Raw genomic sequence first — 19,330 nt, forward strand, 5'->3', positions numbered from 1 at the left:
TTTTAAGCGTTTTGCACCAATGATATTGGCTATTGCGGCAAGAATATCCGATAGGGCGAGGCTTTTACTGGCGAATGAGCTTTTGCTAATAATTGCACCGGGATCATGAAGGTATCTTATATCAGCGCATTGTTACTATCCGAGTCGGTGGGATTTGTTACAATCCCGCCTTATTTTTTAAGGGTGGATTAGGGTAAGAATGACTCAGCAAAATACTAAAATCCCAGTGCAGCAGGGTGCGCAGCGTTTACGCCGGGAGCTTAAATCACGGCATTTAGCCATGATTGCTATCGGTGGATCTATTGGTACCGGTTTGTTTGTTGCCTCCGGGGCAACGGTATCGCAAGCAGGCCCAGGTGGAGCATTGCTCTCCTATGCATTGATTGGCCTGATGGTTTATTTCCTGATGACCAGTCTTGGTGAACTGGCGGCGTTTATGCCGGTATCAGGCTCATTCTCAACATACGGTTCCAAATACGTTGAGGAAGGCTTCGGCTTCGCCCTTGGTTGGAACTACTGGTATAACTGGGCCGTTACTATCGCTGTTGACTTGGTCGCGGCACAATTGGTAATGAATTACTGGTTCCCAGACGCTCCCGGCTGGATCTGGAGTGCGCTGTTCCTCGCCCTGATGTTTTTACTGAACTACATATCAGTAAAAGGCTTTGGTGAAGCGGAGTACTGGTTCTCACTGATTAAAGTCACCACGGTCATTATTTTCATCATTATTGGTGTAATGATGATTAGCGGCATTATGAAAGGCGGTGAGAGTGCAGGTTGGCACAACTGGACCATCGGCGATGCCCCCTTTGCGGGTGGCTTCTCGGCGATGATTGGTGTGGCAATGATTGTTGGTTTCTCCTTCCAGGGCACTGAACTGATCGGTATTGCGGCTGGTGAATCAAAAGATCCAGGCAAAAATATTCCGCGTGCAGTGCGCAAGGTGTTCTGGCGTATTCTGCTGTTCTATATCTTTGCCATTTTGATTATCAGCCTGATTATTCCGTATACCGATCCAAGTCTGTTACGCAATGATGTTAAAGATATCAGTGTTAGCCCATTCACGCTGGTATTCCAGAATGCAGGTTTGTTGTCAGCGGCAGCAGTAATGAATGCGGTTATCCTGACGGCCGTTTTGTCAGCCGGTAATTCGGGGATGTATGCCTCAACCCGTATGCTGTTTACTCTGGCTTCAGAAGGTAAAGCGCCACGTATCTTTGCCAAGCTGTCTAAGGGGGGAGTGCCACGTAATGCACTGTATGCCACCACGGTAGTTGCTGGATTGTGCTTCCTAAGTTCAATGTTTGGTAACCAGACCGTGTATCTGTGGTTACTTAATACGTCAGGTATGACAGGCTTTATCGCTTGGTTGGGCATTGCTATCAGCCATTACCGTTTCCGCCGTGGTTATATGATGCAAGGCCGTGACTTGAACGACTTACCGTATCAGTCCGGTTTCTTCCCAATAGGGCCAATTTTTGCCTTCGTACTGTGCTTGATTATTACCTTAGGGCAGAATTATCAGGCCTTCCTACAAGACCGCATTGATTGGTATGGCGTGACTGCAACCTATATTGGTATTCCATTATTCCTGGTGATTTGGTTCGGCTATAAATTGAGTCGTGGTACTAAGGTTATCAAATACCAAGAGATGGAATTCCCGAAATGGCGTGATGACAGTGAAGATAATCTTGAGCCGACAAAACCGGTGATGACTTCTGACTAGCTTTTAGTCGCAGTCGAAATTAAGCCATAGTGATGGCAGGGCGATAATCTTATCGCCCTTTTTTTTGGTTGTGGATTGGTTATTATTTGAGCAGGTAATTTCGCTAATTTCCCTTTATTCTCCTTCTGAGTGGAAGTGGTAATCAGGCTTATTGATTAAATAATATTATAAAATAAGCATTTACATCGAATTATATTGAATTGCTTATCGTAATCTTATTGATAAGTATTATCATTTGTTTTATTGTTAGCGCCATCTTACAAGGAAGAGTTAGGGGATGAGGGTGCAATTGTTGTCACGGAGTATGGACAAAGGCTTAAGTATCAGCCTGTTGCCAGGCTGCACACTAACGACAGGTCATCGTGCTTTGGCTGTGCTGGTAAAGGCAACAAGGCCGATGTTACCGGTAATAATATAGGCTTGGTACTTTAAGCCATGGGTTGTTAGCGATGTTCGTTCACCTGATTCACTTACTTATGTGAGCACTGAAGGGCGCGATTTATCCGTGACGCTAACTACTTGGATATATTTTGGTTGTAACAGGTTTCATAAAATAATAATTCGGCAGAAAGAGCCGGAAGCGATATTTCTGCTGTAGTGAGCTATTGCCGACATTTATAAAAATAAATTTTCACCTGCCCGCCAGGCGGCATTACTGCAAGTAAAAATCGCTGGCGGAAAAGGTTGTGGATAAATTTACACCTCATGGAGATCGTGTAATGGTTAAGGTTAATAAGGGTTTTAGAAAATCTCACAGTGCGGCATTAGTGATAGCTGCAATTATCTCATCTCAGGCATCTGCCGCTGAAACAAAAAGCCCCACGACAACTGACACGATGGTTGTTACGGCATCAGGCTTTCAACAACGTATCCAAGACTCTGCGGCGTCTATTTCTGTGGTTACTCGTGAGCAGATTGAAAATAAAGCCTACAGTGATATTACCGATGCGTTGAAAGATGTTCCCGGCGTTGTTGTAACCGGTGGTGGTAGCCACAGTGATATCAGTATTCGTGGTATGTCTGCTAAATACACCCTGATTCTGGTGGATGGTAAACGTGTTGATACCCGTGGCACTCGCCCTAACAGCGACGGTTCCGGTATTGAGCAAGGCTGGCTGCCACCGCTTGCCGCCATTGAGCGCATTGAAGTTGTACGTGGCCCAATGTCCTCATTATATGGTTCGGATGCCATGGGGGGGGTGATCAACGTTATTACCCGTAAGGTGGGTAAAGCGTGGCATGGCACGGTGCGCGCAGATGCCACCTTGCAGGAAAATTCAGACTCTGGCGATATATATCAGACTAATGCTTACGCTTCTGGCCCATTAATTGATGGCTTGCTGGGATTAAAAGTTAGCGGGCTTCTCTCGCATCGTAGCGAAGATAAGATAGTCGATGGCTACAATGAGCAGCGCCTGAGAAACGGTGCGGCGACATTTACATTGACCCCTGATGATCAAAACGAGTTTGATTTTGATATCGGCCATTATGTGCAGGACAGAAACTCAACTGCCGGGCGTTCAGTCGCCTTAAACGGTAAAAGCAGTGATGTGCAATATGACCGTAATAATTATGCAGTTACCCACCACGGTTATTATGATTTCGGTAATTCCACCAGTTATGTTCAGCGAGATGAAACCCGTAACCCATCGCGTAACATGAAGAGTGTTGATAATCTTTTTAATAGCCAAACCTCATTCCTGTTCGATAGCCATACCTTAATTCTTGGCGGTCAGTATCGCTATGAAGAGTTGAGCGACAAAGGTAACCAATTAGCCTCCGCCAAAGATTTGACTAAATTAACTCGCTGGAGTTGGGCGTTATTTGCTGAAGACGAATGGCAGATGACCAATGATTTCGCGTTGACCGGCGGTGTCCGTATGGATCAGGACGAAAACTACGGTACTCACTGGACACCACGGTTATACGGTGTCTGGCATTTGGCCGAACAATGGACATTAAAGGGCGGGGTATCCGGTGGTTATCGCTCACCTGATTTGCGCCAGGCAACAGAAAACTGGGGGCAAATCACCGGGGGCCGTGGCGATCCGGCCATCATTATCGGCAACGCCAACCTGAAACCAGAAAGAAGTCTCAGCCAGGAAATTGGCGTGCTGTGGGATGATCAGGGCGGTATGAATGCCGGTGTTACACTGTTTAATACTGATTTTAAAGATAAAATCACCGAGGTGCGCCGTTGTACCGATACCACGGGCAATGCATCCGGCCAATGTATGATCAATGGTACCAACTATAAATTTATTAGTGATCGTACCAACGTGGATAAAGCCATGACCCGAGGTGTGGAAGCGACCTTCGGTTGGGAAATCAATAAAGCCTGGTCACTGACATCTAACTACACCTTCACACAATCTGAACAGAAAAGCGGGCAATTCTCTGGTCAGCCGTTGAACCAGATGCCTAAGCACATGTTGAACGGTACACTCAACTGGCAAACAAGCGAAGAACTGGCTACCTGGATACGTGCCAACTACCGTGGCAAAACCTCAGAGTACCTCAGCCGCACCAGTATGGGAGCGAGCACACCATCCTATACTTTTGTCGATTTAGGGGCTAACTATCAACTAACCAAAGAGTTCCGTTTGATGGGCGGGGTGTATAACGTACTAGATAAACGAGTGGATATCGAAGTTAACGATAAAGTGCTGGATGGGCGTCGTTATATGGTTGGTGCCAGCTACGATTTCTAATCTCCCTTTGTCCTTGAAGCCACAGGGTTGTTAGCAGCGTTCACTCACCCGAATCACTTGACTGCGTAAGTGATTCGGGATTAATGAGCCGCCTCCTTGAGGCTCACCCTGCGGGCTAGCATGAATGCTGTTCAAATCGGTTCCCGACCGATTTGTCATTCACTTGCTGCCTACCTGTGACTCCAATGACTTTGGGTACTCCCTTTGTCCTTGAAGCCACAGGGTTGTTAGCAACGTTCACTCACCCGAATCACTTGATTGAGTAAGTGATTCGGGATTAAGGCGCCTTTTGAGGCCCCTCCTGCATAATTAACTCAAACCAATATCAATCACTTTTTGGAATGCGGCGCGTTGTGACACACTGTGATACCAACGTTCCACGTTCGGCAGTGGTGGGCGCTCGATAGACAGGTTAAACCAGGCATAGGCCAGGCATCCCAACGGGATATCCCCGATACCGAATTTATCACCAGACAGATAGGCTTGTTTCTCAAGCGCTTGATCGGCAATCGCCATCAGGGTATTGAGTTGTGTCATACCTTGGGCAATTTTCACTTTATCCTGCTGTTCTGGTGGTGTGCGTACCAACCCGATAAACACGGCTTTAAACGGCTCCGCCATGCTGGAGGTGGCCCAATCCATCCACTTCTCTGCGCTTGCACGTAACCGCGCATCAGGTAAATAGAGTGTTCCATCGCCATATTGTGCGGCCAAATAGCGGACAATAGTATTGGATTCCCACAAGATGAAATCATCATCTTGCAGGCAAGGGATCAGACCATTTGGATTCATTGAACGATAAAGGGGATCGTTTAGCTTGCCATATTGCCCGCCGACATCAATACGCTGATAGCTAATGCCCAGTTCCTCCAAACACCAAAGTACTTTTTTGACATTGGTCGAGTTATTCCTGCCCCAAACAGTCAACATATAATCCCCTCTATTTATTTGATTTTTATCTACCAATCCACTCAGAGCAAAGGTATTTAACGCCGTTGCCAATGGTGGATATCCCAGTCATGCAGAATCGCCAAATCCACTAATTCAGTACCGGGATTAATCACCGCCGCACGATCGACATATTCCAGCAGCGGTTTGTCATTAATTGAGTCGCTGTAGCCGTAGGTATGCTGAAAATCTAACTCAGGTGACGCCATAAGCCACTGTTTTAACCGTTCTACTTTGCCTTCACGGTAAGTCAGCGTGCCATAGGTCTTGCCGGTATAGCGGTTATTTTCCACCGCAACACCGATAGATAATGCCGCATTGGCCGCGAAATGCTGCGCAATCGGGGTTACTAAGTGTTCGCCAGTGGCTGAAATAATCACAATATAATCCCCGCGATCACGGTGCCAGGCCAGTAGTTTCCTGGCTTGCGGATAAATCCGAGGCAGAATGTCACGCTCGATAAAACGCTCAACCCAGCCAGCAACTTCAGCCGTATGCTTGCCTATCAAAGGCGACAAGGTCGACTCCATATAACAGGACATCGACAGTTGCCCCTGATAGTACTGTTTCATCAAATACTGTTCTTGTTCTGCCAGTTCGCTGGGGGCCAACCCCTTATCAACCAGCCAACGGAGCCAAAGGCCAGAACTATCATCGCTGATCAGCGTTTCATCGAGATCAAACAAGGCTAAGTCCATTAAGTCACCTCCAGGCGGACAAAAGGAGTGAAGTGAAACCTAACAGTGCATGTGCCGGACATCTGCAACTCCCCAACGGGAAAAAGGGTATCAAGCGTTAAGCTAATACTTTATAGCAAAACATGGAAGCTTACTTCGTGCCACAGGGTTGTTAGCTCACCCCTATACACTTATGGGCGGCAGATTATCTGAATATTAAGACAAAGTAATGACTCTGATACTCAATATCACAAGGCGGTGGTGCGGCATTGGTATCAGTAATGAAAGAAATAACATAGAACGGATTGGTATTGGTGAGTTACTGAGTTTCGGTGTTAATTATTTATATCGTTTGGATATAGATTGTTAAGTATCTAGTCGAGAACGCTCTTAAAACTGCTTTTTATCCTTAACACGACAGGTTATTAACGCGGTTTGTCACTAAACGCCTGATGGCTAAAGAAAGAGTGTTGTCGTCTGTCTGCTTTCACCCCACAGCCCAGGAGCTGATTATGCTGATTATTCGTTTATATGGTTGTCCAGTTTTCATTGGTTCTGAGCAAAAAAAACAACCGATTGAAAATCCTGGAGTGAAACATGAGTCATCAAACACTAAGCAACCCATTATTAGCTAATCCATCGGCAGTTAGCCGATTATCTGCCGACACATTACCACTATTGGATCTTTCTCTGCTTAATGGCAGTGAAACTGAACGCCAGGCATTCTTAGTCGCTTTACGCCATGCCGCACGAGATATTGGATTCTTTTATCTCACCGGACATGGCATAGACCCCACGTTATTACAAAAAATCCAAACGTTATCCCGTGAGTTTTTTGCCCTGCCTGATGAAGACAAACTGGCGGTGGCCATGGTGCGCTCTCCGCATTTCCGTGGCTATAACCGCGCGGCTTCTGAGTTAACGCGAGGCCTACCGGATTGGCGCGAGCAGTTCGATATTGGTGCGGAAAGAGCACCATTACCGCAAACGCCAGATACGCCAAGTTGGGCGCGGCTGCAAGGCCCAAACCAATGGCCAGCGGCATTGCCGGAATTAAAACCAACACTACTGCAATGGCAGCGGGAAATGACCGGAATGGCACTGTGCTTGCTGCGGGCTTTCGCGCTGGCATTGGAACTGGATGAACATGCATTTGATGAGTTGTATGGCGATCAACCTAATGAACATATCAAGTTGATTCGCTATCCAGGGCGTGAAACCACACAAAGCGGGCAGGGTGTCGGTGCGCATAAAGACTCCGGTTTCCTCAGTTTCTTATTACAAGACAAGCAACGCGGTTTGCAGGTGGAGGTAGAGGAAGGGCGCTGGATTGATGCCGCACCACAACCCGGCACCTTTGTGGTCAATATCGGGGAACTGCTGGAGCTGGCCAGTAATGGTTATCTGCGCGCCACGGTTCATCGGGTGGAAACCCCCCCGGCCGGTACTGACCGCTTGTCCATTGCCTTCTTCCTTGGTGCGCGTCTGGATGCGGTGGTTCCGTTGTATCAACTGCCCGCAGATCTGGTGGCGCAAGCGCGTGGGCCAGCCAGCGACCCAGACAACCCGCTGTTTCGTGATGTTGGGCTTAATTATCTCAAGGGCCGTTTGCGCTCTCATCCCGATGTTGCCGAGCGTTACTACCCTGCGCAACTGAAACTGTAGGGATTGGAGAAGTTCATCGCGGATCGTCTGCTGGCAATCTATCCACAGCACTGATTTTTTGGGTAGCTTGAATTAAAAACTTTATTTTTGGGATGATGATAATGACTAAAACACGTATTTCTGGCCTGATTAGTACCGCCTTGCTGACCGCATTGGTGTCTTCTTTTAGTTTATCGGCGCAGGCAGCCGAAGCGCTGCGGGTCGCCGCCGATCCGGTGCCTCATGCGGAAATTCTGCAATTTGTGCAAAAACTCGATCCCTCTCTGAACCTGAAAGTCATTGAGATCCCTAATGGGGTGAACTCGAATGAGTTGCTGGCTCACGGTGATGTTGATGCCAACTATTTCCAGCATGTGCCTTATCTACATTCGCAGGAGCAGGCGCTGGGGCAAAAATTTGCTGTGGCCGCAACGGTGCATATTGAGCCACTTGGCGTCTATTCCCACAAACATAAAACCTTTGCTGATGTTCCGCAAAATGGCACGGTGGCAGTGCCGAATAACGTGACTAACCTCAGCCGTGCGCTCTATTTACTGAAAGATCAGGGGTTGATTACCTTGAAACCGGGCTTTGCCGATCCGGCTAAAAATCAGGCGACGCCGAAGGATATTGCGGACAATCCAAAGCATCTGAAAATTTTAGAAATTGAATCACCACAAATTCCTCGCTCATTGGATGATGTTGATTTAGCAGTGATTAATGGTAACTATGCGCTGGAAGCAGGGCTTAATCCGGCGAAAGATGCATTAGGGCTGGAGAAAGCAGCCGGTAACCCTTATGCCAATATTCTGGTTACCACGCCAGCGCTGGCCAGTGATCCACGGATCAAACAATTGGCGAAAGACTTGCAGTCACCCGAAGTGGCAAAATTTATCACTGAGAAATACGCCGGTTCAGTTATCCCTGTGGCAGGCGTTAAATCATGATTAGCATCGAACGCCTGAGTAAAACCTATCCGCAAGGAGGGCTGCCAATGGTGGCCCTGGAGGATGTCTCGCTTGAGATCCCAACAGGCTCGGTGTTCGGCATTATTGGCCGCAGCGGGGCGGGTAAAAGTACCTTAATCCGTTGTTTAAACCTACTGGAACGGCCCACTTCGGGCCGTATTCAAGTGGATGGCCGGGAATTAACCACACTTTCTGACCGTGAGTTGCGCCTGCAACGGCAAAATATCGGCATGATTTTCCAAAATTTCCATTTACTCCATTCGCGTAATGTATGGGACAACATCGCCGTTGGCTTGGAAATTATTGGGATGCCCAAACCACAACGCCAACAACGAGTTGCCGAGTTATTGGATTTGGTTGGTTTGATTGACAAGGCTTATGCTTTCCCCTCGCAGTTATCGGGCGGACAAAAACAGCGCGTGGGAATTGCCCGAGCGCTGGCCGCCAAACCGTCATATCTGTTATCTGATGAAGCGACTAGCGCGCTGGACCCTGAAACCACGGCATCGATCCTGGCATTGCTCAGTGATATCAATCGCCAACTTGGATTGACCATCGTACTGATCACTCACGAGTTGGAGGTGGTGAAATCCATCTGTGATAGTGCAGCACTGTTGGAGCGGGGGCGGGTGGTAGAAACCGGCGCTATTGCTGAATTACTGGCATCAAAACATTCCCGCTTAGGGCGCTCGTTATTGCCCGCCCGTGGCCCGGCGTCGTTGTCTGGTGCGCCAGTGGCGGAGTTAACCTTTTTCGATACCTTATCGGCGTCCCCCGTGCTCAGTGAGTTGGCGCAGCAACATGCGGTGGGAGTAACCCTACTTGGCGGTGGGGTGGAATCGATTGGTGGTCAGCGGGTTGGGCGCTTGCAGGTTGATTTCAGCCACCCAGATGGCGGGTTGAATTTAGCTGAGGTCTTACAATTTCTTAATGAGCGTGGCGTGAGGGCAGAACTGATATGAACAGCGGCATGAGTTGGCAGGATCTGCTGGCACTGGTCACCAATGCAACCGGTGAAACCATTTATATGGTGGTGATTGCCACCTTTTTCACCGTGCTGATTGGCTTACCACTCGGTGTTTTATTATTTATTTCGCGCCCCAATGGGATTTTGCCTGCCCCGCGCTTGAATACTTTAATAGGTGCCATTGTTAATCTGGGGCGCTCAATGCCCTTTGTGGTGTTGCTGATTGCATTGATTCCAATTACCCGCTGGATTATCGGCACCACATTAGGTAGCACGGCTGCTATTGTACCCATCACGTTGGGTGCAATTCCGTTTTTTGCCCGAGTGGTAGAGGCAGCCTTAGATGAAGTGGATAAAGGGCGGATTGAGGCAATTTTATCGATGGGAGGCTCGGCTCGCCATGTGATTCAAAAGGTTTTGCTACCGGAGGCGCTCCCCGCTTTATTGGCCGGAATTACCTTAACTGTCGTGATGCTAGTGGGGTTCTCATCAATGGCGGGTGTTATTGGTGGCGGTGGGTTAGGTGATTTAGCTATTCGCTACGGTTATCAACGCTTTAATAATGAAGTGATGGTGGCCACATTAATCATATTGGTTATTTTGGTTCAGGGCGTACAAAGCCTGGGCGATAGGTGGGTTAGATCGCTGGCTCACCGGCGCTAAAATTTATCACCACTTGGGTTTGACGCGATAGCCAAAATAATTGAAGTTGCCGCTACCAACGCGGCAACTTCAAGCCAGCAGGGGATTAGCCGTTTAGTGCTTGATCCAAGTCCGCAATCAGATCCTCGGTATCCTCAATGCCCACGGATAAACGCAGTAACTGTGGTGTAATGCCGTGTTTCAACCGAGTTTCTAAGGGGATGGAGGCATGAGTCATACTGTAAGGTTGGCTGATTAAACTTTCTACCCCACCCAAACTTTCGGCCAGCGTAAACAGATGTGAGCGTTTGATTACCGCACGGGCGTATTCATCATCCCCTTTCAATCGCACAGAAATCATGCCGCCGAAACCCGCCATCTGCCGTGATGCCAGATCATGTTGTGGGTGGCTTTTCAGCCCTGGGTAATAGACATTTTCAACGTGTGGTTGCCCTTCGAGCCACTCGGCGATCCGCTGAGCACTGTGATTATGTCGCGCCATGCGCAAAGCCAAAGTGCGCAGTCCGCGTAACGTCAGGAAGCTGCTGAAAGGATCCAAAATTCCGCCCACCGCATTGTGCAGAAAGCCTAACTGCTCTGCCAGTTCGGGGTTATTGCCCACCGCCGCGACGCCAGCGACCACATCAGAATGGCCATTAAGGTATTTGGTGGCTGAATGCACCACAATATCAAAACCCAGTTCCAGCGGGCGCTGGATATAGGGTGAGGCAAAAGTATTATCTGCCACACTGATAAGTTGATGCTTTTTGGCAATCGCCGCAATCGCCGCCAGGTCAGCCAGTTTCAGCAATGGATTGGTCGGTGTCTCAACCCAGATCATTTTGGTTTCTGGCAATATAGCGTGTTCTAATGCCTCGGTATCAGCAGGGGAAACATAAGTCACCCGCAAACCAGCCGTTCGGCTACGAACTTTTTCCAGCAGGCGATAGGTTCCGCCATATAAATCATCCACCGCAATGATATGGCTACCCTGATCCAGCAGCTCAAGCACAGTTGAACAGGCCGCCAGACCAGAGGCGAAGGCGTAACCCCGGCTACCGCCTTCCAGTTCTGCAATCGCCTTTTCCAACGCAGTACGTGTCGGGTTACCGCTGCGTGAATATTCATACCCGGTATGTTCGCCGGGCGCGGGTTGTGCAAAGGTGGATGTTGCATAAATGGCTGGCATCACAGCACCGGTGCTATCAGGGGTATAACCGGCATGAACGGTTAGGGTATCGAACTTTGCCATAATAAAAATCCTTAATAAGAGAAGATTAAGCCAGTTTTTGACGCCAGGTATTCAGGACATCGGTGCGAGTAATCAGGCCGAGGAAACGTTCTCCATCCAGCACCACCGCCACATGACCATCATTGAATGTAGCCAGCAGAGAGCGGTAATCAGCCTCTTTTTGTAATGTGTTAACTTGATGGGTCATGGCGGCACTGGCCGGTAATTTGAAATGACTGGCATCCGCTTGTACGGTGTTCAGCAAGTCCCATTCATCGATTAACCCGACCACCTTTTCGCCGTCTAACACCGGTAGCTGTGAGATGTCATACAGGCGCATCCGGGCGTGAGCGACAGCCAGCGTGTCCTGCGGTGAAACAGAAATTGTTGCGCCATCCTCATGACGATAAGTGATGAAATCGCGCAAATCGCCATGCTGTGGCTTGCTCAGCAAACCTTGTTCCATGAGCCAGTAATCGTTGAACATTTTGGACAGGTATTTGTTGCCGCTATCGCAGACAAAGGTGACCACCCGCTTTGGTGTGGTTTGCTCGCGGCAATAGCGTAATGCTGCGGCCAGTAGGGTGCCGGTAGATGACCCTGCCAGTACCCCTTCTTCCCGTAATAGCGCGCGTGCGGTGCTGAAGGCTTCAGCATCATCGATGCGATAAGATTTTTTTACCTGAGAGAAGTTGCTCAGCGGCGGGATAAAATCCTCACCAATCCCTTCGACCAGCCAGCTACCGGCATCGCCAATCTGCGCACTGTCGACGTAATCTGCCAGAATGGATCCCGCGGGATCGGCCAGTACGAACTCGGTGGTGGGTGAAACCTCAGCAAAATATTGGCTCAGGCCGCTCAGGGTGCCGCTGGAACCGACACCCACCACGATGGCATCGACCTGTCCATCCATCTGTTGCCACAGCTCCGGGCCGGTTGATGTCCGGTGTGTCGCGGGGTTTGCCGGATTATTGAATTGATCAATATAGAATGAACCTGGCGTTTCCTGCGCCAGGCGCAGAGCATAGTCTTGATAATAAGCCGGATGCCCTTTACCTACATCCGAGCGGGTCAGTAGCACTTGTGCGCCCAATGCCCGCAGGTGGAAAATTTTCTCCTGGCTCATTTTGTCCGGTACCACTAAGAGCAGTTTGTAACCTTTTAACGCCGCCACCAACGCTAACCCAAGGCCGGTATTGCCTGCGGTGGCCTCAATGATGGTTCCGCCGGGTTGCAGTAAACCCTCTTTTTCAGCGTGCTCAATCATTGAGAGCGCCACACGATCTTTAATCGATCCACCGGGGTTTTGATTTTCCAACTTTACAAACAGTTGGCAGGGGCCGGTATCAAAACGGGTCAGCTCCAACAGCGGGGTGTGGCCGATAAGGTCAAGTACTGAGCGTGGGATAGCCATTGCATCCTCCTGCATTATTTGTTTAACAACTGATGGGCTGGATAATAGCGCTAGCAGCTTAAGCATTAAAAAGAACAAATAACCCGCCTATATTACCTTTTGGAATATGTTTATGGTTTTTTAGACGTTTAGGTGCTTAGGTGTAAGGATGTTCAGACAGGAAGATGGTTAGCCGTATAGCCATCGATACTGGTTAAAGACAGGCTCTTTACAAAACAAAACGTAAAACTACGCCCAATTGGGCCAGCAATGGGATAAATTTAGAAAAGGGACTGAAATATGACTAAGCTACTATTTCAGTCTAAGTGAAAAGACGTTATTTTTTCGCTAATTGGACAGTGGTTGGTTCTGGGAATACCGCTTATTTCCAATTATTTGCAAGGATACTCTGGCGACCTCATGATGAAATTTATCCTCCCTTTTAAGATAAAGAAATTTACTTTCAGTGCCGGTTTATTGCTTCTGGCGCTGCCCGCCGCGCAGGCGGCTGATGACCCAGCGGCTCCACCGGTAGATGCCAAAGCCTATGTGTTGATGGATTACAACAGTGGAAAAGTGTTGGTAGAAGGGAACAGTGACCAGCGCCTTGATCCGGCCAGTTTGACGAAGATTATGTCCAGTTATGTGATTGGGCAGGCCATTAAAGCGGGGAAAGTGCACCCTGATGATTTAGTGACAGTGGGGAAAGATGCCTGGGCTACGGGTAATCCGGCATTACGTGGCTCCTCACTGATGTTTTTGAAACCGGGCGATCAGGTAAAATTGTCCGATTTGAATAAAGGTATTGTGATTCAGTCAGGCAATGATGCCAGTATTGCGTTGGCCGATTATGTGGCTGGTAGTCAAGACAGTTTTGTTGGCCTGATGAACAATTATGCCAAAGCCTTAGGTCTGTCGAATACTCACTTTATGACCGTCCATGGCCTTGATGCGCCAGGGCAGTACAGCACTGCGCGGGATATGGCGGTATTAGGTCAGGCATTGATCCGTGACGTGCCAGAAGAATATGCGCTGCACAAAGAGAAAGAATTCACTTTTAATAAGATCCGTCAAATTAACCGTAACCGCCTGTTATGGAACACTAATCTCAATGTAGATGGTATGAAGACCGGTTTTACTTCGGGGGCAGGGCACAATCTGGTTGCCTCGGCAACCGAAGGGCCAATGCGTTTGATCTCGGTGGTGCTAGGCGCACCTAGTGATCGGGTTCGCTTTAGTGAAAGTGAAAAACTGCTGAGTTGGGGGTTCCGTTTTTATGAAACCGTCGTGCCGATTAAAGCCACCAATCCTTTCGTGACGCAGAAAGTATGGTTTGGTGATACTGGTAAGGCAGAGCTTGGAGTTGCAGAGGATGCGGCTATTACTATCCCGAAAGGGAAAATGAAGGATCTTAAAGCCAGCTATAAATTGGATCAGGCAGAACTGCGCGCTCCGCTTGCCAAACATCAGGTGGTCGGAACCATCGAATTTCAACTTAATGGCAAGACAATTGACCAACGCCCGCTGGTGGTATTAAACGAAGTAAAAGAGGGCGGTTTCTTGAGTCGTATTTGGGATTTCGTGATGATGAAACTCAGTCAATGGTTTGGTGGCGTATTTGGCTAAGCTAAATAATATGATTGATTAATAAGAGAAAGGGCTACTGAAAAGTAGCCCTTTTAGCTGAATACGTAGCATATAGACTGCGGTAAATCAGTTACAGGCGACGATCTTAATTGCCAGGCCACCACGGGACGTCTCGCGGTATTTCGAGTTCATATCTTTGCCGGTCTCAAACATCGTTTCGATGACTTTATCCAAACAAACACTGGGTTCGCTGGTTCGGCGCAGCGCCATGCGCGCAGAGTTAACGGCTTGTACCGCAGAAATTGCGTTGCGCTCAATACATGGCACTTGAACTTGCCCGGCTACTGGGTCACAGGTCAGCCCCAGGTTATGCTCCATCGCGATTTCTGCTGCAATGCATACCTGAGCAGGGCTACCGCCCATCAACTCAGCCAGACCGGCTGCGGCCATAGAACAGGCAACGCCCACTTCGCCCTGACAACCCACTTCAGCGCCGGAAATAGACGCATTCATTTTATACAGCGCCCCAATCACACCAGAGACCAGGAAGTAGCGACTGTACGAGTTCTCATTTACCGGACGAATGAATTTGTCGTAGTAAGATAAGACTGCCGGAATAATGCCACACGCACCATTCGTCGGGGCAGTTACAACCCGCCCGCCCGCCGCGTTTTCTTCATTGACGGCTAATGCATACATATTGATCCAATCGACAACCATCATTGGATCCGAGTTATTTTTATCCGTACTCACCAGCATTCGGCGCAAAGATGCGGCGCGGCGCGGCACTTTCATTGGGCCAGGCAATAACCCTTCAGTATTGATGCCGCGTTCAATGCCAGCACGCATCACTCCCCATATTGCGGCAAAGTGAGCACTTATCTCAGCTTTGCTGTGTAATGCCAGTTCATTTTGCATCACTAAGCCGGACAGTGATAAACCGGTATCCTTACAGTGCTTTTGCAAGTCTCGTGCAGAATTGAACGGGTAAGGCACAGTAATCGCTTGGCTATCTTCTTGGCCAAAGTGGGCTTCATCGACAATAAAACCACCGCCGATGGAGTAATACGTTTTACTGAAGATACAGTCATTACCCGCATGAGCGCTGATGATCATGCCATTTTCGTGCAATGGCAAGTTAGTGCTATGGAAGTTCATCCCGCCATTGGCTGGAAAATCAACTTCGTGGCTGCCGTTTGCCAACAGCAGACGTTCCCGCAACTCTACATCGCGGATAAAACCTGAGATTGCATCAATATCAACGGTATCGGGCAGATTCCCCGCCAAACCCATAATAATAGCAATATCGGTATGGTGGCCTTTACCAGTAAGAGACAAAGAGCCATAAACATCAACAGTGATTCGGGTGACGGCAGAAAGATGCCCCAGTTCGATGAGGTCATCGATAAACAGCTTGCCAGCCTTCATCGGGCCGACGGTATGAGAGCTGGAAGGACCAATACCAATCTTGAAAATGTCAAAAACGCTGACCATATATTCGCCCCTTAAAGGTTCTAATTATTAAAATGATGACATTGCCGTGGTAGGAAGCCGGAGCGGAAGCTCCGGTTTTTGAAACAATTTATAGCAGCAGGTCATGATAACTGGCTGGCCGTGGGAAGTTGGCCAGCCCCAGAATCATTTACCGAACAGACTGAACAAGATTGCAGAGATAGCAATCAGGCCCATGATAACCACGAATACGTTACTGATATGGCCGCTGTACTTACGCATCGCAGGAACTTTATGGATTGCGTACATTGGCATCAGGAACAACAGCATCGCGATGATTGGGCCACCTAAGGTTTCAATCATACCCAAAATGCTTGGGTTCATGGTTGCGACGATCCAGGTTGTTACCAGCATGAACAGTGCAGTAATACGGTTCAGTTTGTCATGATTGATGGTTTTGCCTTTGCTACGCAGAGACTTAATCATCATGCCATTAAAGCCTTCACGTGCGCCCAGGTAGTGCCCCAGGAAAGACTTGGTGATTGCGATAAAGGCAATAACCGGAGCCATGTAGGCAATTATTGGGGTATTAAAGTGGTTAGCCAGGTAAGACAGAATAGAAATGTTCTGGCTTTTCGCATCAGCCAGGTCCGCTGGGGACAGGCTCAGTACGCAACTGAAAACGAAGAACATGACGGTGACAACCATCATGATGTGAGCAAAAGCCAAAATGCGTGAACATTTTTTCTCTGCATCTACGCCGTACTCTTCACGTTTTGATACCGCAAACGCCGAGATGATAGGGGAGTGGTTGAATGAGAACACCATGACCGGAATAACCAGCCACATGGTCATCCACAGACCGCTACCAGTACCGTTGCCGTCCATTGATACATGTTCAAATATTGCACCGGTCCAGTTAGGGATCAGGTACACCGCCAACAGCATCAATGCTGCAACAAACGGGAATACCAAGATGCTCATCGCTTTTACAATGGCGTGCTCACCAAAACGCACGATAGTCATCAGGCCCACGATCAGAATCAGGGACAAAATGGCGCGCGGTGGTGATGGCAGATGCATCTGGTGGGTAATGAAACTATCAACGGTATTGGTGATCGCCACACTATATACCAACAAAATCGGGTAGATAGCGAAGAAGTAAAGCAGGGTAATCAACTTACCTGCGCCAATACCAAAGTGCTCTTCAACCACTTCGGTGATGTCTTCACCTGGGTTTTTGCCTGACAGTACAAAACGGCATAGACCACGGTGAGCAAAGAAGGTCATCGGGAAAGCAATGATAGCCATCACAATAAGAGGTAACAGGCCGCCGATACCAGCATTGATTGGCAGGAACAATACGCCTGCGCCGATTGCAGTACCGTACAGGCCCAACATCCACATGGTGTCACTTTTACGCCATGTACTTGATGAAACTTTTCCCGGGGAGGCAATAGTGCCCGTTTGAGTAGTGTCCATAAAGATCTCCATTGTGAACACGTTAATTTAAAATTAAGAGCCGAAAGTTAGGTACCTGCTATGCATTATCGAGTTACATAATCAGGTGAAAAATTCAGTCAAAACGATTCGTTTAAAATTGGTGCCCTGGTTATTACTTTGGTGTCGTAAGTGTGCTTTATACCTAAATTGTTAAGTGCAAAATTTAACCGATATTAAGAAGATGAATTCGCGTTATCGGATATTTTTGGTGTTCTTGTGAGAACAGTAGTTTTTGCTGGCGGCAAGATAGCGATTTGCAGTGAAAACTACCGTGATCATGCTCGCAAATGCTTAATAAACTCGCCGTCGATCACTTGTTACGAATTTAAAACTGATTGTTATATGAATGTTTATGATTTATCACTAAAAATAATGAAAAGTAGATTTCCCCTTCTGGTCGATAAATAAACAGACAGTTTTTTATTCCTTGTTTCTTGGCGTGCAATATATTTTAACCCTGCTTAAGGATCTAGCGGAAATCGATTTTTTCACTGATTTATTGATGAATATCATTAATTTAAAACGATTAAAATAATGTAACAAATTGATTTTTAATGAAATTAAATTTATTGAAGTGTGATGATGGTTTCTGGTTTTGATGAGAATATAAACAGGTAAATAAGAAGAAAACAGACAGTAGGCATAGGCAGAGTGAATAAGTCAGTGCGTGATTATTAGTGCCATGTCATTTATTTGTCATATGAATTTTTAGCGTCGCTAATTTGTCTGACAATAGATTAACGCTATTTTTTTATTTATATGCGTTAAATGAATACCAAATGTTAAATTAATTTACCTTAAATCCAATTACCATCGGAGGTTAATTAAATAATGGAATTGTGTTTTAAACGTTAGATGGACAAGAAGGGATTTAACCATAAAAAAAATATGGTTATTGGGTGTTGTTGTATATTGATTAAATATAATTCAGTTTCTGCCTGATAATTCACGTATAGATTTATCAACCCGGTATTTACCGGGTTAAGATTTTTGCTATGTAATCAAGCCTAACAGTCGATTTTGATGCCATGCTGTAAAAAGAACTGGCTGAATTCAGCATCAGGTTGGCGGTCTGTGACTAATGCATCAAACAGGGTCAGCGCCCCAATACTGGCAGGTTTTACTTTGCCGAATTTGCTGTGGTCGGCCACCAGAATTTTCTGTTGGGATTTGGCAATAGCCCGATGTTTTAACAGAATCTCATCGAAGTTGAAACAGGTTGCACCATACTCAACAGAAACACCTGCTGCAGAGATAAAGGCTTTATTTGGGCAGGCATTGTCCAGTTCATTGTGCTGGCTGATTGGTGTGAAAATATAGTTATTGGGTTTGAATTCACCACCGCACAGGATCACTTTACAGTTAGGCTTATCTTGTAAGGAAAGGAAGGTGTTAAGAGAGTAACAAATGGCGGTAAAGACCAGTTCTTCGTCTATCTCGTCGATAATAGAGGGAATTGTGGTGCCGCAGTCAAAAAAAACCGTATCATTTTCGGCGATCAAGCGTGCTGCTAACTGACCAATACGGCGCTTTTCTTCCACCTGTTTGGCCTGCTGGTCAGAAACAAAATAGTTATTGGCGCTATTGCTTCTAGGGTCCATCACCACATAACCACCCAATAAAATCACGGCAGTCGGCTCGGCGCTAAGATCACGGCGAATAGTCATCTCAGAGACTCGCAACAGATTAGCCGCGTCCTTGAGATGGATTTTGTCGGAACGCTTTAGGGCCTGAGTAAGTTTATTGATTCGTTCTGCACGGCGGGTTTCCATAAGCTATTCCTGACAAACAATTATCAAAACGATACGTTGCGCTATAGTTTCTTATAATACAACGTATTGCAATAAATAAGCCCGGCAGTAGCCGGGCTGACAGTCGATT

General features: G+C 47.5%; 14 protein-coding genes. 7 read left to right on the forward strand and 7 right to left on the reverse strand.

The window, feature by feature from the left end:
- Positions 1–199: 199 nt before the first annotated feature.
- Both EL015_RS07890 and EL015_RS07895 read left to right on the forward strand, forming a co-directional pair.
- Entirely contained in the window at positions 200–1,726 is a 1,527-nt protein-coding gene (locus EL015_RS07890) for an amino acid permease (protein ID WP_005192036.1), read from the forward strand.
- 719 nt (positions 1,727–2,445) lie between these two features.
- Positions 2,446–4,437: a ligand-gated channel protein gene (locus EL015_RS07895; RefSeq protein WP_005192034.1), complete on the forward strand. Its 1,992-nt coding sequence runs from the start codon at positions 2,446–2,448 to the stop codon at positions 4,435–4,437.
- 309 nt (positions 4,438–4,746) lie between these two features.
- Here EL015_RS07895 and EL015_RS07900 read toward each other — a convergent pair whose 3' ends face one another.
- Positions 4,747–5,367: a glutathione S-transferase gene (locus EL015_RS07900; RefSeq protein WP_005192033.1), complete on the reverse strand. Its 621-nt coding sequence runs from the start codon at positions 5,365–5,367 to the stop codon at positions 4,747–4,749.
- A 56-nt stretch (positions 5,368–5,423) separates the two neighbouring features.
- Positions 5,424–6,083 carry an HAD family hydrolase gene (locus tag EL015_RS07905; RefSeq protein WP_005192032.1) on the reverse strand — a complete coding sequence of 220 codons (660 nt, stop codon included), beginning with the start codon at positions 6,081–6,083 and terminating at the stop codon, positions 5,424–5,426.
- 576 nt (positions 6,084–6,659) lie between these two features.
- On the opposite strand from EL015_RS07905, the gene EL015_RS07910 reads away from it, so the two are divergent.
- The 4 genes from EL015_RS07910 (at position 6,660) to EL015_RS07925 (ending at position 10,304) form a co-directional block, all read left to right on the forward strand.
- Positions 6,660–7,727 carry an isopenicillin N synthase family dioxygenase gene (locus EL015_RS07910; protein WP_005192028.1) on the forward strand — a complete coding sequence of 356 codons (1,068 nt, stop codon included), beginning with the start codon at positions 6,660–6,662 and terminating at the stop codon, positions 7,725–7,727.
- 101 nt (positions 7,728–7,828) lie between these two features.
- On the forward strand, positions 7,829–8,653 hold the full coding sequence (locus EL015_RS07915; RefSeq protein ID WP_032907856.1) for a MetQ/NlpA family ABC transporter substrate-binding protein: 825 nt from the start codon (positions 7,829–7,831) through the stop codon (positions 8,651–8,653).
- Positions 8,650–9,636, forward strand: a complete 987-nt coding sequence (locus tag EL015_RS07920) for a methionine ABC transporter ATP-binding protein (protein ID WP_032907854.1) — start codon at positions 8,650–8,652, stop codon at positions 9,634–9,636. The genes EL015_RS07915 and EL015_RS07920 overlap by 4 nt, the downstream gene beginning before the upstream one ends.
- Positions 9,633–10,304 carry a methionine ABC transporter permease gene (locus tag EL015_RS07925; protein ID WP_032907852.1) on the forward strand — a complete coding sequence of 224 codons (672 nt, stop codon included), beginning with the start codon at positions 9,633–9,635 and terminating at the stop codon, positions 10,302–10,304. Before EL015_RS07920 ends, EL015_RS07925 begins: the two co-directional genes overlap by 4 nt.
- An 85-nt stretch (positions 10,305–10,389) precedes the next feature.
- Here the strand turns inward: EL015_RS07925 and EL015_RS07930 are convergent, their stop codons facing one another.
- Together EL015_RS07930 and EL015_RS07935 are read right to left on the reverse strand one after the other, a co-directional pair.
- Positions 10,390–11,535, reverse strand: coding sequence for a trans-sulfuration enzyme family protein (locus EL015_RS07930; RefSeq protein WP_005192017.1), 1,146 nt, complete (start codon positions 11,533–11,535; stop codon positions 10,390–10,392).
- Positions 11,536–11,560: 25 nt separating this feature from the next.
- The gene (locus EL015_RS07935) at positions 11,561–12,928 is read right to left on the reverse strand and encodes a pyridoxal-phosphate dependent enzyme (RefSeq protein ID WP_032907849.1); all 1,368 of its coding nucleotides are present in this window, start codon (positions 12,926–12,928) and stop codon (positions 11,561–11,563) included.
- Positions 12,929–13,327: 399 nt separating this feature from the next.
- Between EL015_RS07935 and EL015_RS07940 the strand changes: the two genes are divergently transcribed.
- Positions 13,328–14,533, forward strand: coding sequence for a serine hydrolase (locus tag EL015_RS07940; RefSeq protein ID WP_005192009.1), 1,206 nt, complete (start codon positions 13,328–13,330; stop codon positions 14,531–14,533).
- An 87-nt stretch (positions 14,534–14,620) separates the two neighbouring features.
- Here the strand turns inward: EL015_RS07940 and EL015_RS07945 are convergent, their stop codons facing one another.
- The 3 genes from EL015_RS07945 to deoR all read right to left on the reverse strand — a co-directional run bounded on the left by EL015_RS07945 (position 14,621) and on the right by deoR (position 19,221).
- Positions 14,621–15,988, reverse strand: a complete 1,368-nt coding sequence (locus tag EL015_RS07945) for an L-serine ammonia-lyase (RefSeq protein WP_005192006.1) — start codon at positions 15,986–15,988, stop codon at positions 14,621–14,623.
- A gap of 144 nt (positions 15,989–16,132) precedes the next feature.
- Positions 16,133–17,428, reverse strand: coding sequence for an HAAAP family serine/threonine permease (locus EL015_RS07950; protein WP_032907847.1), 1,296 nt, complete (start codon positions 17,426–17,428; stop codon positions 16,133–16,135).
- A gap of 1,028 nt (positions 17,429–18,456) precedes the next feature.
- Positions 18,457–19,221, reverse strand: a complete 765-nt coding sequence (deoR, locus tag EL015_RS07955) for a DNA-binding transcriptional repressor DeoR (RefSeq protein WP_005192000.1) — start codon at positions 19,219–19,221, stop codon at positions 18,457–18,459.
- Between the last annotated feature and the right edge of the window lie 109 nt (positions 19,222–19,330).

Origin of the sequence: Yersinia intermedia, from assembly GCF_900635455.1 — a bacterium.
In the GTDB taxonomy this organism is placed as follows: domain Bacteria; phylum Pseudomonadota; class Gammaproteobacteria; order Enterobacterales; family Enterobacteriaceae; genus Yersinia; species Yersinia intermedia.

Bases quoted from the DNA above. Each gene is read 5' to 3' on its own strand.
- EL015_RS07890 (WP_005192036.1), top strand. From the start codon at position 200: ATGACTCAGCAAAATACTAAAATCCCAGTGCAGCAGGGTGCGCAGCGT.
- EL015_RS07895 (WP_005192034.1), top strand. From the start codon at position 2,446: ATGGTTAAGGTTAATAAGGGTTTTAGAAAATCTCACAGTGCGGCATTA.
- EL015_RS07900 (WP_005192033.1), bottom strand. From the start codon at position 5,367: ATGTTGACTGTTTGGGGCAGGAATAACTCGACCAATGTCAAAAAAGTA.
- EL015_RS07905 (WP_005192032.1), bottom strand. From the start codon at position 6,083: ATGGACTTAGCCTTGTTTGATCTCGATGAAACGCTGATCAGCGATGAT.
- EL015_RS07910 (WP_005192028.1), top strand. From the start codon at position 6,660: ATGAGTCATCAAACACTAAGCAACCCATTATTAGCTAATCCATCGGCA.
- EL015_RS07915 (WP_032907856.1), top strand. From the start codon at position 7,829: ATGACTAAAACACGTATTTCTGGCCTGATTAGTACCGCCTTGCTGACC.
- EL015_RS07920 (WP_032907854.1), top strand. From the start codon at position 8,650: ATGATTAGCATCGAACGCCTGAGTAAAACCTATCCGCAAGGAGGGCTG.
- EL015_RS07925 (WP_032907852.1), top strand. From the start codon at position 9,633: ATGAACAGCGGCATGAGTTGGCAGGATCTGCTGGCACTGGTCACCAAT.
- EL015_RS07930 (WP_005192017.1), bottom strand. From the start codon at position 11,535: ATGGCAAAGTTCGATACCCTAACCGTTCATGCCGGTTATACCCCTGAT.
- EL015_RS07935 (WP_032907849.1), bottom strand. From the start codon at position 12,928: ATGGCTATCCCACGCTCAGTACTTGACCTTATCGGCCACACCCCGCTG.
- EL015_RS07940 (WP_005192009.1), top strand. From the start codon at position 13,328: ATGATGAAATTTATCCTCCCTTTTAAGATAAAGAAATTTACTTTCAGT.
- EL015_RS07945 (WP_005192006.1), bottom strand. From the start codon at position 15,988: ATGGTCAGCGTTTTTGACATTTTCAAGATTGGTATTGGTCCTTCCAGC.
- EL015_RS07950 (WP_032907847.1), bottom strand. From the start codon at position 17,428: ATGGACACTACTCAAACGGGCACTATTGCCTCCCCGGGAAAAGTTTCA.
- deoR (WP_005192000.1), bottom strand. From the start codon at position 19,221: ATGGAAACCCGCCGTGCAGAACGAATCAATAAACTTACTCAGGCCCTA.